Origin of the sequence: Nostoc sp. UHCC 0252 (assembly GCF_034931145.1) — a bacterium.
Classification (GTDB): Bacteria; Cyanobacteriota; Cyanobacteriia; order Cyanobacteriales; family Nostocaceae; genus Nostoc.
In genome coordinates, this window is the sequence record NZ_JAYGHE010000020.1 from 32440 (window position 1) to 47416 (window position 14977).

The following is a 14977-nucleotide window of genomic DNA, read 5'->3' on the forward strand; positions in this document are numbered from 1 at the left end:
AAATTAATTAAAAATTATTCTTCTTGATTAATTTTTAACTTTTAATTAAAAAAGCTCATTAGCTGATTTTTGGGGTGAACCAGTATTTTACATCACAGTGCGATCGCATCATTAGTAACTCTACCAGTTTCGCCAGCCGCCTTTGGGTGCTACTTCATTACTTGTAGACTTCAATCCATGAGTTTGGATTAAAGATTGGTATTCTGTGCTGCTTGCCCAACGGTCAATTTCTCGCGCCCGCAACACTGGCACTGGATGGGTTAATTGGGCTGTTCGGGCGGTTTTGACCATTTCGCCTAATTCGGTCTTGCTAATGTCATCGTAAGCGCGAGCTTGGGCAACAAAGGCATCGAGATTCAGTTGTGGCGCTAAAGTTGGGGAACCACCCGCCAGCTTCATCAACACGGACATGACAACTTTGGGGTCTTGGGTTGCTAGTAAGGCGGCGCGATCGCAGGTAAACTCAGCACAGCGTACCCATTCTAAAAGTTGTGCCTGTATCGCTTGAGCAACAAAGGTTCCGACATTGGGCACAATCGCCGCAGCTAATATTAGTAAATTTACAGGCGTTAAGTAAACGCTATGGTCACACTTGAGATGTCCCAACTCGTGGGCAATTACTGCCTGGATTTCCTCTGGGGTGAGGATATCAATTAGGGATGTGTGTATCACCACAAAGGGCTGCTTACCGCGCACAGCAAAAGTATAGGCGTTGGGAGCCGGATGTTGCCGGACGTACAACTGGGGAGGTTCTATATCCAAAATTTTACAAGCGTCTAACAATAGCTTGTATAAATTGGGCAGTTGATTTTCACCCACCAGAATGCTGGAAGCAATATTTTCTACATAAAAAACCTGCTCTGCCATTGGCCCAAGCCAATTTCGTACCAACATATCTATGCCTGGTATTTGCTTGAGCGTTTTAGTAGCTTCCAGGTCTAATGGATGACGAAATGAGTCAGCTTTTAAACCAATCAGAGGGGTTTTGAAGAAAGACATAGTGCAGCAAGCTATAAAAAACACAACTATGGAATCTGGCTAGTTAAATAAACAGCCACCCACAGTTAGTATAACGATTCAACCAGGTTGGACAGGGGGAGTGAGGGGAGAAAATTTTACCTTGTCTCCCTCATTCCCCTTATTCCCGCCTCAGTCTCAATCTATCAATTTCCTGACTTTTAACGGTGGAAAACCTCTCTCTAAATCTCTCTCCTACAAGGAGAGAGACTTTGAATTTTCCCCCTTCCCGACAAGGCTATCCATTACCCGGATCTTTCTCAACATTTGCGAGAGTATTCACTCACGTTTTTTCTAACCCTGATTCGTTCGTTGTTAATTCTCAATAAAAACCTAATTTTAGCGAGAATATTAAGAGCCAATTTGTCAAGTATGTCTCACACCTCAGTGTTGAAGATGCCTACAAAACAAGGGTTTCAAGATTGTAAAGAAAGATGTGACTAATGGATAGCCGACAAGGGAAGGGGGCTAGGGGGTTAGGTTTTTCATGGGCTTTTCCACACAACCTGAATTGTCAGATCAATTTCAACTCGACAGGCTACTGATGCTGGGAGCGATTTCGGCATCTGCTGATGTTTCACCCACACGAAGGATTTTAGCTCCCAATTGCTGCAACTTCATATCGAGCCGATCATAGCCGCGATCGAGATGCTGCAATCCTTGAATGGTAGTTTTTCCTTCTGCTGCCAGTCCTGCTATGACTAGCGCTGCCGATGCTCGTAAGTCTGTACCTAATACTGGTGCGCCAGACAATTTTGGCACTCCCCGAACGAAAGCAGCGTTGCCTTTAACACGAATGTCTGCCCCCAAGCGGTTTAATTCTGAGGCATGACGCAAACGATTTTCAAAGACGGATTCGTTAATCACGCTGTCGCCTTCGGCCAATGTCAGCAAAGCCATGAACGGCGCTTGCATATCTGTGGGAAAACCTGGATGGTATTGAGTTTCAATATCCGTTGCCTTGAGAGTTTCCGCCGGTAGAATACGTAAGTGTTCAGGCTTTTCCTCAATTATTGTCACTCCAATATCCCGCAGCTTCGCAATCACTGGTATAAGGTGTTCTGGAGCCACTGGCGATAGGAGAAGTTCGGAACGGGTAATTGCTGCTGCCAGCAAAAACGTTCCGGCCTCAATGCGATCGGGAATGATACTGTAGTCAACAGAATGCAGCTTGGGGACTCCTTCGATAATAATCCTGCTACTCCCCGCCCCTTTGATCTTCGCTCCCATCGCGTTACAGAAGTTAGCTAAATCAACTACTTCCGGTTCTCTGGCTGCATTTTCGATGATCGTTTCGCCCTCTGCCAGGGTAGCCGCCATCATCAAATTTTCTGTCGCTCCGACACTGGCGATATCTAAGTAAATCTTCGCACCTTTTAATCTTCGGCTGCTACCAGGGACGTAGGCATTACAAATGCCATGCTCAATCTGCACCTCAGCCCCCATCGCTTGCAGTCCCCGAACATGCAAGTCAACTGGTCTTGCCCCAATAGCACAACCGCCTGGTAAGGGCATCTGTGCTACTCCCAATCTTGCTAGAATCGCACCAATGGCGAAGAAACTCGCCCTCAGTTGGGTAACTAGTTCGTAGGGAGCTTTTGATGTTTTAATTTCGCTGGCGTTGATGTCTAAAATATCGCCTTGCCGCGTTAAGCTTACACCCAAAGCTGACAACACCTGACCCATCCGGTCTACGTCCGCCAATAAGGGGACATTGCGGATACGACAATCGCCCGGACACAGCAAGGCTCCAGCCATGATTACCAGTGCTGCATTTTTTGCCCCGCTAATTTTCACATGACCACGCAAAGGATGCCCGCCCCAAATTTGCAAAACTGAGGAGTCTGCTTCGGGAGCTATTTTTGCATCTGGTAAGCTGGTAGAAGGATTGATAAGCCTACCTCCAAAAGTAATACGTATTTTATATGTTTGAAGTTGGTTTTGATTCTACATTAAAGATTCAAATTGTCCACATTTTAAAGCAACATCTTGCAAAAAAAAATTGTTTTTTGGTGAAAAAATCGGGCTGAAAAGAAGCAATAGTATGCTTTTTGAGCTTTTAAAAAATTTAATAAAAACGAAGTAAGAAGTAGTTGTTTTAAGCTAAATTAAATACTCAGTAAAACAACTTAAGTGTTCTCTAAAAATCAATGCTGTACTGTTCAGTTAATATTTTGATTTGACCTAATCTCCTGAAAAAGTCTTTTCCAGTTTGAGCCTCTTAAACGAAGCTTTATGTTTTGACTTGACAAAGGTAAAACATAACGCAATAATAGGAAATTGTCGATAAAGACAAGTGCAAGCGGAACTGGCGGAATGGCAGACGCGCTAGATTCAGGTTCTAGTGCCGCAAGGCTTCCGGGTTCAAGTCCCGGGTTCCGCATAACCAGTGCTGAGTGCCGAGTAGTGAGTGCTGAGAAAGAAAAACTCAGCACTCACTACTCAGCACTCACAACTAAAAAATGTTGACCAGTTTACAAAATTCCTTAGTTAAGCAAATTCGCAAACTCCACTCCACCAAGGAGCGGCACAAACAGCAGTTATTTTTACTGGAAGGGACACACCTGTTGGAAGAAGCTTGTGCGGTAAATTACCCACTAGAAACAGTGTGTTGTACTCCAGATTGGCAAGCAGCGCACTTATCACTATGGGAAGAGGCTTGTAGTAAAAGCGATCGCACCGAAATTGTCAGCGAGGAAGTCTTAAATGCGATCGCTACTACAGTCCAACCTGATGGTGTGGTAGCAACGGCAAAACGAAGAGATAGCCAAACTCAACTACCATTTACTGGTTTAGTTCTAGCTTTAGAAACGGTGCAAGATCCGGGAAATCTGGGTACGATGATTCGCACTGCGGCGGCGGTGGGAGCATCAGGTTTGTGGGTAAGTGGAGATAGTGTAGATTTAGACAGTCCAAAAGTTCTCCGGGCTTCCGCAGGACAATGGTTTCGTCTAGCAACGGCCGTAACCGAAGATTTAAAAGCAACAGTTCAACAAAGTCAGCAAGCAGGAATGCAGGTAGTGGCAACCTTACCCAGTGCGACTTTAACTTATTGGGATGTGGACTGGCGCAAACCCAGTCTGATTTTACTGGGAAATGAAGGTGCTGGATTGTCGGCAGATTTAGCAGCGATCGCAGATCAACAAGTCAGAATTCCTTTGAGTCCTGGGGTAGAATCTTTGAATGTAGCGATCGCAGCCGCTTTAATGTTGTACGAAGCTCGGCGGCAAATGAGACGCGATTAATCGCGTCTGTACAGGAATGAAAGCTCATAACTTTTCTTGGGTTTTTGTCTTTTCTTCGAGATATTGTTCAATATCAGCAACTGCGTCTTCAAGGGCAGCTAAATCAATAGCGATTAAATCTTCATCGACTTCGACTTCACTAAGATTAGTATTATGCAGTTGGGGGAGTTGTGATATTTCTTCTTCCTCATTGGAAATTTCTTGTAAAATATCCTCCAACTGATCGAGGGATTGCTGAAACACTTGATCGGCGACGCGGCGCTGTTGTGGCTGAATTGGCTCCATAATTAATATTGAATTAGAAAATCCTGATTTACTGACCTAATTGTGATTGCAGTTTCTACAGATTTAAATTTTGCACTTATAACATCATAGTTGTGTATTCTTGATCGTCAGCATTACCTGGAAAAAAAATCAATCATTTATTTTTCATGAGAATAATTAAGATTTATTAAATGGCGAATAACAAACCATTTTTAGGTTGTAACACCTGGATTTTGGATTTGCAAAAATTTGTCTAACATGATGCTGGGAATTGGTCGTGGGCGCATTGTCTGTGCATCTACCCAAACCCATAGCGCCTCTGCCGTTACTAACAAATCATCTTGGTTTTGTTTACGAATCTCATAGCATCGGAAGGCACGAGTCCCGCGCATTTCTTTCAACCAGGTAGTGACTTCTAGGGTATCGCCTGCTACTGCCGGGCGTAAATACTCAATTTCTACCCGCCGCATGACAAATACGCCACCTACTTCCCGATATACATCCAAAGTTAAGCCCAGGTATTCTGAATGCTCAATGGCTGCTTGTTCTAGATAGTTTTGGTAGACGGCGTTATTTACATGCCCAAGTGCATCCATCTCATAGTGGCGGACGCGTAGCAGAGTTTTGAACGGTAGCATAGTTTAGTTGGTAGTACGGCACTGTTTTTTACACTTTCTCTATATTAGTTTTTCCATTTCAGTGCTTTTACTACCTCTAAAGCAATTCAAACTTTGGTTGAAAGAAGCGGAGATACTTCGGCTCATAAATTATTTTGAGTCCGCGCAAACTTCTTTGTCTTGGTTAGCTGTAATTCTCTCAACTGGAATAATACAGATATACTGATGTTCGTTATGTCTTATTTATTACAGCATTTTTGCCTGCCATAAAACTGTTAATTGTGTCTATTTTCAAATCTAGATAAATCACAACTGAAAAGTGAAACATTATCAGTATTTAAGTAGTTTTTGATTTAAATAACACCACCTTTTATACTAAGTTAAGAGAAGATTAAGAATTTTCTCAAAATTGCCAAACTTCTAAGTACAAACAGTCATGTATGGCAAAATAAAGTTAAGCATAAACAAATATCTTTTTGTAAATTTTTGTTCGTTTTTTAAATCAGTAATGTTTCAGAGGGAATTGGAAATTGGGCAAACCCAGATTTTTAACGAACAGAATACATGCGTTAGTCGCCAGAATTCAGAAGAAGGTTAAGCGAGTGGCGGATGAATAAAGGGCGTTTTTGCTCCCCCACTAAATCGGAGATTTAGTGGTGCAATAATCGAGTGGTGGGTCTAAATCCCCCACTCATTAATTCTGACTTCTGAATTCTTTTTTAAAGTAGGCTTTTAACCAATAATTTAAAGTTTTCGTCCCAATTATCAATTCCCAATTCCCTAACCGAAAGATTTTGTAAGTTTAATAAAAATTGGAGGTTATAAAATGGCAACTCGGAATAACTTAGTTAGCAATTTTTGGCAAAGAGTACAAAAAGATTCAGTTAGTTGGGGATCATTAGCTCTTTGGATCAGTGGATTAGTTGTTCTATTAGTAATGCTTACCATGTTTTCTAACGCTTAGGTTATTCTAGTTCCTGGGCAACAGCCTGGGAACTAAGATAGGGTACTCTAGAAAACTCAAATTATGAACTACAAACTTTTGGTAACAGTCGTAGTGCTAGCTACTACTAGCTTTGTTACTCCGGTTAAATCTCAAGAGCCTACTACCGACACACCAGCAAAATCAAATCAAGTTTTGAATGCTTGTATCCAAAATCAAGCAGAAACTTTACCGAATCCCTTTAGTGATGTGCCAAAAGACCATTGGGCTTTTAAAGCAGTTATGACTATGCACTACTGCGGTGCATTTCGTAAAGCTACGCCACCAGCTTTATTTAATAAATTGCAACCAACAAATAGCCAGCAGCAACCACAGAAAGAACCGCAGTTTCAAAAATAGGATGTTGCTAATTTAAAGATATGAAAACATCGCGTACATATAAGTTTGAGTAGTATCTAACTCACGTCAAAATAGAATTTATCTCGGCAATTATGCAAGATAGATTGATATGCGTCAAATTGTGCTATATGCAAAAAATATGCTATTCGGCATTTAATGGTATTTTCGCCTTTTGAAACAGCTGCTCAACAGTAAATTCCAGTCCCTCGAATAGGGAATCTGTGAGTAATTCGTCTCCCATATAAGTTTGTGGTGCTGCATCTGGATAAAAAACAGTAATACTTCTGGCTTTACTATCTACCACCCACACCCGTAGCACCTTAGCATCCAAATAGTCTTTGGCTTTAGCTGCCATTTGTCCAAAGGTTTGTCCTGGCGAAATAATTTCAATCACCAAATCGGGAGGAACAGAACATGCTCCTTCTTGATCCCATTCAGGGGGTAAACGTTCATTGGAAATATATAAAATATCCGGTATTGGCATCCAATCTCGCCCTCGACGGGTTAAGGCGATAGCTAATTCTGGACAAACTTCTCCTTTTCCCTCACAGCATTGCTCAATCAAATTGAGAAGTGCGCGAGTAAGTTTAGAGTGGAATTTTTTTGGTGACATTTTAGGAATTGCTTGACCGTCAACAAGTTCATAAGTTATATCTCCTTCGCCGGGTGGAAGATTTAGGAACTCTTGCAAAGTTAATTGATTTTTAGCTTGGAGTATCATGGCTCAGTAATTCGTAATTCGTAATTCGTAATTCGTAATTGAAGAACAGAGTAACTAATTTTTATTCTGATTCCTGAATTCTTTTTTAGATTGTTCACATTTCCTGCAAAACTTGCCGAATGATATCTGATGGCACTTCATCGGTAACTGTAACTACACCAATCTCTGTTGGTAAAACAAACCGTACTTTCCCTGCTTTGACTTTTTTATCTAGTTGCAACGCTTCAATAATTGCTTCAATATCTACCCCAGATGGTAACTGAGTCGGTAAACCCGTTTTTTGAATTAAAGCATTTTGACGTTCTGTATCTTCTTTTTGCCACATTCCCAATTCCACAGCAATTTGACCGGCTGCTACCATACCAATAGCCACCGCTTCACCGTGATTCACTAGACGATAACCAGTCAAGCTTTCTACTGCATGACCGATGGTATGCCCATAGTTGAGAATTGCGCGTAATCCGCCTTCTTTCTCGTCTTTGCTAACAACGTCAGCTTTGGCTTGACAAGAACGCATTAAAATGCTGTCTATTAATTCAGGTTTTACATAGCGGAGTTGGTCGAGCCGTTTACTTGCTTCCAACTGGGCAAATAATTCAGCATCCCAAATTACACCGTACTTAATAACTTCTGCCATTCCTGCCCGAAATTCGCGCATTGGAAGAGTTTTTAAAACATCTGGGTCAATCAAAACCAAGCGCGGTTGATGGAATGCCCCAATCAAGTTTTTACCGTGGGGATGATTTACGCCAGTTTTGCCACCAATTGCCGAATCTACCATCGCCAAGAGAGTTGTAGGCACTTGGACAACATTAATGCCGCGCAGCCAGGTTGCGGCGGCAAAGCCAGTCATATCGCCAATGACACCTCCACCCAAAGCCACCATCGTCGCAGAACGTTCTAGGCGATTTTCTAAGGCGACATCGTAGAGTTTTTGGATGGAATTGAGGGTTTTGTAGCGTTCACCAGGCGGTAAGGTGCAGCTAGCAACTTCAAATCCAGCAGATTTCAGGGATGTAATTGCTCTTTCCCCGTAATGCTTAAAAATTGTCGGATTAGAAACTAGCAGTACCTTCTTGCCTAGCTTCAGATTGGCCATCTGTTGACCTAGTTGATCTAAATTCAAAGATGCGATCGCAATCTCATAAGACTGATCTGGTAAATTTACATTAATTACAGAAGTCATTGCTCAACCCCTAACAAGCGCCCGTGGGCAGTATTCTATCGCAATCTGGGAGTGGGGGGTGAGGGGCAGGGGGCAGGGGGCAGGGGGCAGGGGGCAGGGAGCAGGGGAAGAATAACTATTAATTATTGACTAATGACCAATGACCAATAACTAATGATTCAATAGATTTAGGAAGTATTGTGGAGAAAAATAAATGTTTGCGATTGCAGCTTACATCGGCTTTTTAGCTTTGTTCTTTGGTTTGGCTGTCGGTCTGTTATTCGGTCTGCGGACTGCCAAGATAATTTAACTAAGACTTTTGTGGGGCGGGCATCTTACCTGCCCTCAGTTTATCCAGGGACGGGTGAGACACCCATCCCACAAGAAGATATTTATCCTACAACTGCTGGACTTGCTACCTTCTCCTGTCTTTGGGAAGGCGATCGCATTCCCAAACCGAGTAAATTCAGCATTTCTCGATCGCTATCATAATCTGGACAGGGAGTTGTCACCGTCAACATTTTGTTGTCGTCGCTAGAAAAGATAGAATTGGCTCCTGCCATAAAACAGAAAGCTTGTTCTACTTGAGAAAGTCTGGCTCTACCTGCACTAAGCCGCACATCAGAAGCTGGCATTAAAATTCTGGCTGTGGCAATCATCCGCACAATATCCCAAATGGGGACATCAGGCTGATTTTCTAAGGGTGTGCCCGGCACTTGGGAAAGAATATTAATTGGTACTGACTCTGGATGCGGATGTAAGTTTGCCAGAGTTTGTAACATCCCAACTCGGTCATCGACAGTTTCGCCTAAACCCAGGATGCCGCCAGAACATACGGTAACATTTGTCTGACGGACATTCTCGATTGTGTTCAAGCGATCGCTATATGTCCTCGTGGTAATAATTGTGCTGTAATATTCCTGCGAGGTATCTAAGTTATGGTTGTAGGCGTAAAGTCCCGCTTCTTCTAATTTCTTGGCCTGATTTGCCGTCAACATCCCCAGAGTGCAGCACACTTCTAAACCCATTGCAGTTACATCCTTGACCATTTCCAGGACTTCCTCAAATTGTGAGTTATCCCGGACTTCGCGCCAAGCAGCACCCATGCAAATGCGACTAACACCAGTTTCTTTCGCTTTCTGGGCGATGTTAACAACGGTTTCCTTTTCTAGGAGTGCTTCCGCCTTTACCTCTGTTTTATAGCGGGAAGATTGGGCACAGTAGCTACAATCTTCTGGACAGCCTCCCGTTTTAATGGATATAAGCTTACAAACTTGTATTTTTGTTGGGTCATGATATTGGCGATGCACGCTAGCAGCTTGATAAATAAGCTCTAGCAATGGCGTGTTGTATATCGCCCGAATCTCTAATTCCTGCCAATCGTAGCGTATTCCCACCACATCACTATCCTTCTTGTAGACTGGGCTAAATCTTGAGCTTTCTTTTGGTTGAATTTCCTGCGGTACAGTGTTTAGGCAAAGCGATTTGATTTTATCGAAGTTGTGCCGTGTACTGTGCTTTATCACCCATTGGCTCTCAATCCTTCCGCTCTAGATATTAGACATCAGCTTATCAAGATTTTGGTGGAATGGCAGATTAGCTGTAAAAATACTTACCCTGTCTGTTGAAAATAAGTGAGATTCTCCTCTAACTGCTGCTGTGCAACCGTAGGTATGAGAAAATTTATAAAATTTAAAGAGTGTATTGGGAAGAGATTCCGTCAATTATGATGTCAGAACTGCCACTAATTGTTAGCGATCGCCTATTATTACGAGCGGGGATTCATGAAGATATACCCCAAATTCTCGAATACTTCATTTATAACAAAACTTATCTCACCCCATTCTACCCTCTATGGGCTGATGGTTTTTTCACTGAAGAATATTGGCAATATCAAATAGAGAATAGTTTTTTAGAATTTATTAATGGGCAATCATTAAAGCTATTTATTTTTACCAAAAAAAATCCTACTATAATTATTGGAACTATTAATTTCAGCAATTTTGTCCGAGGAGCCGCTCATTTTTGCTATGTGGGATATAGCCTTGCTGAAAGTAAACAAGGTAAAGGATATATGGCGGAAGGGCTTAAAGCTGCAACCGAATATCTCTTTCAAGAGTTAAATTTTCACCGAGTTATGGCTAATTATATGCCTCACAATCAGCGCAGTGGTAATGTCTTAAAAAGACTTGGATTTGTCATTGAAGGATATGCTAGAGACTATTTGCTAATTAATGGAAAATGGGAAGATCATATTATGACAAGTCTTACAAATACTAATTGGCAACCATCAAAGTTTTAAGTAAGTAGCTACAGTTTTTTTCAGGTAAATAACTTACACATTTAGGGGTATAGCACTGCTGTGCCCTTAAGATCATCTGTAATTTACTAAGTTGCAATCGGCTGTATTTTCTAACAGTGTATAGATACCAAACTTCTTAAACAAGTCCGGTATTTTTGTATTTATGATCAAGTAAAATAAATTCTATCTTCACAAGCATCACAACCAATTAAAGAGTAGGAAACTCCAGCTTAATGTAATTAAGACTAAGTTTCCGAAGACTGGCGGATTTGATCCAAACTTCGGTTAAGCCAGTCTTCATACCAATCATAAAAACTCAAAGGCTGTTCCTCATCGTTATTTGGATGCAAATCATCAGGATCAGCATCATGGAAAGCATGACAAAAACTCAAAGAAGCAGGATATATCCCATTATCATTAGTCCGGTCATCTATCCAAATTTTTCCTGGCTGCTCTCCAGTAATAACTAACATTCCATAAATTCCACAACCATAATTTGTAATGGTGAGAGTGCCCTGAATAAATTTATCATCGAAGTAAGCATCGTCGTTGGCAACAAAATCTGTATTATTCTTGACAATTAAATCCAAATTATTCCATGCCTTTGTTAAAGGAAATGGTTTAGAGAGAATTTCGTAGTTCTCCTGGTATAGGTTTTCCGGGATGACATCTTCATATTCAATCCCCGATAATCCGTATCCTGGCCCCGCACCACCATTGCCAATTTCTAACAGAAAATTTTTATATTCGCTTGGTAGCGTAATATTGTATCTGGATTCAAAAACTTGAATATCTTTGTTACTCAAGCAAGGTTTTAATTGATATTGGTGTGATTCTGAGCCAAAAACCTCAAATGTAGCGTCTAAAATAGCTAATTGAGTTAATTTTTTCTTTAATTGCAAAACTTTATTCATTATCCGCTCTAGGTTTTTGATGGTAGCGCTGTCATATTCTTAGATATGGGTCGCTTTTTGCGTCTATGCTGATGCTGATGCTGGAGCCAGAGGTAGTATTAAAGGAAGAATGAATTATGCTTTGCTCGTAATGACTCTGGCTGAAACTCCAAACTACAAAAATTCTAGCAATCCTTTTCTCTCCCTCAACTACGAAAGCGCCTTAGAATCTCTAGGCGATGACTACTACGACGAGGTTGCAGCAGAGGAATTTCCCCAACACCTCTTGCGTTGGCGTAACGATGCACTATTACCTCTTTTGGGTCTAGACCCCCAAGCAGTCAAAGACGAAGATTTCATCACAGCTTTTGGACAGTTTCAGGGGCGCAAACCCTTGTTAGCATTACGTTACCACGGCTATCAATTTGGTGAATATAACCGACAGTTGGGCGATGGTAGAGGCTTTCTCTATGGGCAAGTACGCGCCACTGATGGCGAATTGTACGATTTTGGCACAAAAGGTTCTGGGAGAACGCCCTACTCCCGTGGTGGCGATGGTATGCTCACGCTCAAAGGTGGGGTGCGGGAAGTTCTGGCTGCGGAAGCATTGCACCAATTAGGTGTACGTACCTCGCGCTGTTTGAGCATGATTGAAACAGGTTTACCCCTGTGGCGGGGCGATGAACCTTCACCTACCCGCTCATCTGTAATGATTAGAATGAGCCGTTCTCATATTCGGTTTGGCAATTTTGAGCGACTGCATTATTTCCAGCGCCCAGATTTAACTAAGAAGTTATTAGACCACGTAATTGAGCAATATTATCGGCACTTAAATAGCGAAGAAGATAAATATGTTCTGTTTTATGCCGAATTAGTTAAACGAGTTGCAGAACTAGTGGCGCAGTGGATGGCGGCTGGCTTTTGTCATGCAGTCCTGAATACTGACAATATGTCGATTACTGGAGAAAGTTTTGACTATGGCCCTTATGCGTTTATCCCGACTTATAATCCATCCTTTATAGCTGCATATTTTGACTATTATGGACGCTATTGTTACGGTAATCAACCAAGTATTTGCCACTTGAATTTACAAATGCTTCAAGAACCTTTAAAGGCAATTATTGATAAAGGCGAAATGGAAGCTGCATTAGAAAGGTTTGCTGAATATTATCGAACTGAATACAGTTCTTTGATGTTGAAAAAGTTAGGTTTTGCGGAGTTGTCGCATCCACAAGCTGCGGAACTGTTGAATCTAACGGTTGAATTTTTGAAGGAGAGCCAGGTTGGTTATCACCAGTTTTTTTATGAGATGGCTCGGACTTTTTCATCGAAATGGCGAGACGAACCAGGTTTTGTGATGAATAATTCAGATATTGTGCCAGTACCCGGTGCGTCAGGAATTTTTGATGATTGGTGTATATTATACAATAAAATATTGAACGATTTTGATAGTGATAACATCGATCTAATTGCTCAGACCTTAGCCGTTAACAATCCAAAAACGGCATTATTAAGACCTGTGATTGAGTCTACTTGGGAAGCAATTGCTCAAGAAGATAATTGGCAACCTTTTTATGACTTAATCGAGGTAATTCAGTCTAGGAAATAGTACAGTTGTGGCTATTTTCTTTTTCATCTAGACAGACTGTTGATAAGACGAATAATCTCATAAGAGACGTTGTAATGCAACGTCTCTAAAACTTACGCACGAGTTAGGAAATAACCTTGCAGTTCCCTGATTTGTAGCAACTGGCGCGACACGGAGAAATGAGAGTTTGGGGACTTCCAAGTAAAAAAATATTTTATCGCTTTAAGGACAGGGGCAAGGAAAGTTGTAGTGAGTTCAGAAAAGTTCAGAAATTGGATAATTTATTTTTTGGAGTTCCCTTGAGAGATATTTTGCATAAATCCTAGCCTCTAAAAACAATTCCGAATTTAATTGCGAGAAAATACGTAGGTTGTTTGTAATAAATATAAAATAAAATTTTATTCAGCATTGGTGGGTAGAAATTACGACTACACAGACAAAACTCTCAAGTTGTGATAATCGGAAAACTTGCTTCAGTTTTATCTTTGCCTGTGCGGGTTATTTTTTTAGCCGATGCAGGTAGATTTTATTGGTGTAGTAGCGAATTATTATATTCACCACATTGTTTCTAAATCTATTTATAGCATCTAAGAAAATCTGAAAGAAATGAACCAAATATACATATCATACGCATGGAAAGATAACAAGAGTGAATTAGGTTGTCAACGCGAAGAATTAGTCGATAAAATTTGTACCGCACTTATTTCAAAACGTTACAACTTAATTCGCGATCGCAACTATTTAACGCTAGGTAAGAGTATACACGACTTCATGCAGGAAATCGGGCGTGGAAACTATATAATTGTCGTTGTCAGCGACAAATATTTGCGATCGGAATACTGTATGTTTGAAGCTGTTAAAATAATGAAATGCAAAGATTATGAACAAAAAGTTTTTCCAGTTGTTTTACAGGATGCTAATGTATATACCAAAGAAGGTCAGAGCGATTACATAAATTACTGGAAGCAACAGAAAGAAAAACTCAAAGAACTCATCGGTTCAGAACTATCTCTTAATGAAGATTCAGCAATGCATAATGTTGCTGAAAAAATTATAGAAATTTCCCAAAAAATTGATGAGTTTATGTTTTTTATCTCGGATAAATTAAGCATAGATCCCTCTATCAATTTTAATGCATTTATTAATCAGCTTACTGATGCTATTAAAGATGATGCTGTTAAACTTAGAAGCAAAAAGAGCATTTTAGTTGCAGGAACAGGAGGCTTTAATATTCCTGACGAAATCAATTGGTGCGCTCAAAAACTTGGTGAGAAAATTGCAGAATATAACTATAACTTGATAACAGGTGGATGGGATGGAGTAGATTATGTTGTAGCTGAGAAGTTTGCCGAAAAAATCACGCAACAAAATATCCGCCTAACCGATAAGTTAACACACGTTGTTCCACGAGGAAAACAACCTGTATTTAAGGGTGGAAAAGTCGAATACACCGAGTTAGGTATTAATGAATGGCTCGATTGTTTGCGATATTCAGATTTGGTGATTCTTGTGGGAGGTGTTGGTGGAACCTATGAAACTTATCTGTATGCTAAACAAGAGAAAATCCCGGTGATTCCTATTGTATGTACTAATGGTGATGCCAAAAAGGTGTTCGATGAAATGCTGGCAAATTGGGATAGTAAGTTAATGGGGAATATCTTACCAGAAAAATTTAAATCACTGAATCAATATATCAACGATCCATCAACAGCAGAAGATGTAGTCAATGATGTAATGGATATTGTTAACGAAATTATTTTTGCAAAAATGATGTTAAATGCCCAGGAAAGCTCACCTGATTTGGTATCAAGTTAACTTGACAA

At 40.8% G+C, this 14977-nt stretch carries 14 protein-coding genes and 1 tRNA gene; 7 read left to right on the forward strand and 8 right to left on the reverse strand.

Going from position 1 to position 14977, the window contains the following annotated elements; genetic code table 11:
• Window positions 1-120 precede the first annotated feature (120 nt).
• A complete protein-coding gene (locus VB732_RS14140; RefSeq protein WP_323231495.1) occupies window positions 121-999 on the reverse strand; it encodes a M48 family metallopeptidase in 879 nt (292 codons plus the stop codon).
• Window positions 1000-1542: 543 nt separating this feature from the next.
• Entirely contained in the window at window positions 1543-2910 is a 1368-nt protein-coding gene (gene murA, locus VB732_RS14145) for a UDP-N-acetylglucosamine 1-carboxyvinyltransferase (protein WP_323231552.1), read from the reverse strand.
• 409 nt (window positions 2911-3319) lie between these two features.
• Between murA and VB732_RS14150 the strand changes: the two genes are divergently transcribed.
• Together VB732_RS14150 and VB732_RS14155 are read left to right on the forward strand one after the other, a co-directional pair.
• Window positions 3320-3400 (forward strand) — tRNA-Leu (locus tag VB732_RS14150).
• A 79-nt stretch (window positions 3401-3479) separates the two neighbouring features.
• Window positions 3480-4262, forward strand: coding sequence for an RNA methyltransferase (locus VB732_RS14155; RefSeq protein ID WP_323231496.1), 783 nt, complete (start codon window positions 3480-3482; stop codon window positions 4260-4262).
• Between the two features lie 24 nt (window positions 4263-4286).
• On the opposite strand, the gene VB732_RS14160 is transcribed toward VB732_RS14155, so the two are convergent.
• Both VB732_RS14160 and VB732_RS14165 read right to left on the reverse strand, forming a co-directional pair.
• Window positions 4287-4547 (reverse strand): hypothetical protein, encoded by a 261-nt coding sequence (locus tag VB732_RS14160; RefSeq protein ID WP_323231497.1) that lies wholly within the window; start codon window positions 4545-4547, stop codon window positions 4287-4289.
• A gap of 191 nt (window positions 4548-4738) precedes the next feature.
• The gene (locus VB732_RS14165; RefSeq protein WP_323231498.1) at window positions 4739-5164 is read right to left on the reverse strand and encodes a thioesterase family protein; all 426 of its coding nucleotides are present in this window, start codon (window positions 5162-5164) and stop codon (window positions 4739-4741) included.
• A gap of 1006 nt (window positions 5165-6170) precedes the next feature.
• On the opposite strand from VB732_RS14165, the gene VB732_RS14170 reads away from it, so the two are divergent.
• Window positions 6171-6485 carry an S-layer protein gene (locus VB732_RS14170; protein ID WP_323231499.1) on the forward strand — a complete coding sequence of 105 codons (315 nt, stop codon included), beginning with the start codon at window positions 6171-6173 and terminating at the stop codon, window positions 6483-6485.
• 142 nt (window positions 6486-6627) lie between these two features.
• On the opposite strand, the gene VB732_RS14175 is transcribed toward VB732_RS14170, so the two are convergent.
• A complete protein-coding gene (locus VB732_RS14175) occupies window positions 6628-7206 on the reverse strand; it encodes a Uma2 family endonuclease (RefSeq protein ID WP_323231500.1) in 579 nt (192 codons plus the stop codon).
• 94 nt (window positions 7207-7300) lie between these two features.
• Complete coding sequence (gene aroB, locus VB732_RS14180) at window positions 7301-8392, reverse strand: 3-dehydroquinate synthase (RefSeq protein ID WP_323231501.1); 1092 nt, start codon at window positions 8390-8392, stop codon at window positions 7301-7303.
• A gap of 193 nt (window positions 8393-8585) precedes the next feature.
• Between aroB and petL the strand changes: the two genes are divergently transcribed.
• Window positions 8586-8681, forward strand: a complete 96-nt coding sequence (gene petL, locus VB732_RS14185) for a cytochrome b6-f complex subunit PetL (RefSeq protein ID WP_109007553.1) — start codon at window positions 8586-8588, stop codon at window positions 8679-8681.
• A gap of 82 nt (window positions 8682-8763) precedes the next feature.
• Here petL and bioB read toward each other — a convergent pair whose 3' ends face one another.
• Entirely contained in the window at window positions 8764-9771 is a 1008-nt protein-coding gene (gene bioB, locus VB732_RS14190) for a biotin synthase BioB (protein ID WP_323231553.1), read from the reverse strand.
• Between the two features lie 326 nt (window positions 9772-10097).
• Here bioB and VB732_RS14195 point away from each other — a divergent pair, with 326 nt between their 5' ends.
• Window positions 10098-10673 (forward strand): GNAT family N-acetyltransferase, encoded by a 576-nt coding sequence (locus tag VB732_RS14195; RefSeq protein WP_323231502.1) that lies wholly within the window; start codon window positions 10098-10100, stop codon window positions 10671-10673.
• Window positions 10674-10918: 245 nt separating this feature from the next.
• Here the strand turns inward: VB732_RS14195 and VB732_RS14200 are convergent, their stop codons facing one another.
• Window positions 10919-11587, reverse strand: a complete 669-nt coding sequence (locus VB732_RS14200) for an SMI1/KNR4 family protein (protein WP_323231503.1) — start codon at window positions 11585-11587, stop codon at window positions 10919-10921.
• Window positions 11588-11717: 130 nt separating this feature from the next.
• Between VB732_RS14200 and VB732_RS14205 the strand changes: the two genes are divergently transcribed.
• Window positions 11718-13175, forward strand: a complete 1458-nt coding sequence (locus VB732_RS14205) for a protein adenylyltransferase SelO (RefSeq protein ID WP_323231505.1) — start codon at window positions 11718-11720, stop codon at window positions 13173-13175.
• 585 nt (window positions 13176-13760) lie between these two features.
• Window positions 13761-14969, forward strand: a complete 1209-nt coding sequence (locus VB732_RS14210) for a TIR domain-containing protein (protein ID WP_323231507.1) — start codon at window positions 13761-13763, stop codon at window positions 14967-14969.
• Window positions 14970-14977 lie beyond the last annotated feature (8 nt).

Excerpts from the sequence above, each read along its gene's own strand:
- VB732_RS14165 (WP_323231498.1), bottom strand. The coding sequence starts at position 5,164 with ATGCTACCGTTCAAAACTCTGCTACGCGTCCGCCACTATGAGATGGAT.
- VB732_RS14160 (WP_323231497.1), bottom strand. The coding sequence starts at position 4,547 with ATGGAGCCAATTCAGCCACAACAGCGCCGCGTCGCCGATCAAGTGTTT.
- VB732_RS14205 (WP_323231505.1), top strand. The coding sequence starts at position 11,718 with ATGACTCTGGCTGAAACTCCAAACTACAAAAATTCTAGCAATCCTTTT.
- VB732_RS14175 (WP_323231500.1), bottom strand. The coding sequence starts at position 7,206 with ATGATACTCCAAGCTAAAAATCAATTAACTTTGCAAGAGTTCCTAAAT.
- petL (WP_109007553.1), top strand. The coding sequence starts at position 8,586 with ATGTTTGCGATTGCAGCTTACATCGGCTTTTTAGCTTTGTTCTTTGGT.
- VB732_RS14210 (WP_323231507.1), top strand. The coding sequence starts at position 13,761 with ATGAACCAAATATACATATCATACGCATGGAAAGATAACAAGAGTGAA.
- VB732_RS14155 (WP_323231496.1), top strand. The coding sequence starts at position 3,480 with ATGTTGACCAGTTTACAAAATTCCTTAGTTAAGCAAATTCGCAAACTC.
- VB732_RS14140 (WP_323231495.1), bottom strand. The coding sequence starts at position 999 with ATGTCTTTCTTCAAAACCCCTCTGATTGGTTTAAAAGCTGACTCATTT.
- VB732_RS14170 (WP_323231499.1), top strand. The coding sequence starts at position 6,171 with ATGAACTACAAACTTTTGGTAACAGTCGTAGTGCTAGCTACTACTAGC.
- VB732_RS14200 (WP_323231503.1), bottom strand. The coding sequence starts at position 11,587 with ATGAATAAAGTTTTGCAATTAAAGAAAAAATTAACTCAATTAGCTATT.
- VB732_RS14195 (WP_323231502.1), top strand. The coding sequence starts at position 10,098 with ATGATGTCAGAACTGCCACTAATTGTTAGCGATCGCCTATTATTACGA.
- aroB (WP_323231501.1), bottom strand. The coding sequence starts at position 8,392 with ATGACTTCTGTAATTAATGTAAATTTACCAGATCAGTCTTATGAGATT.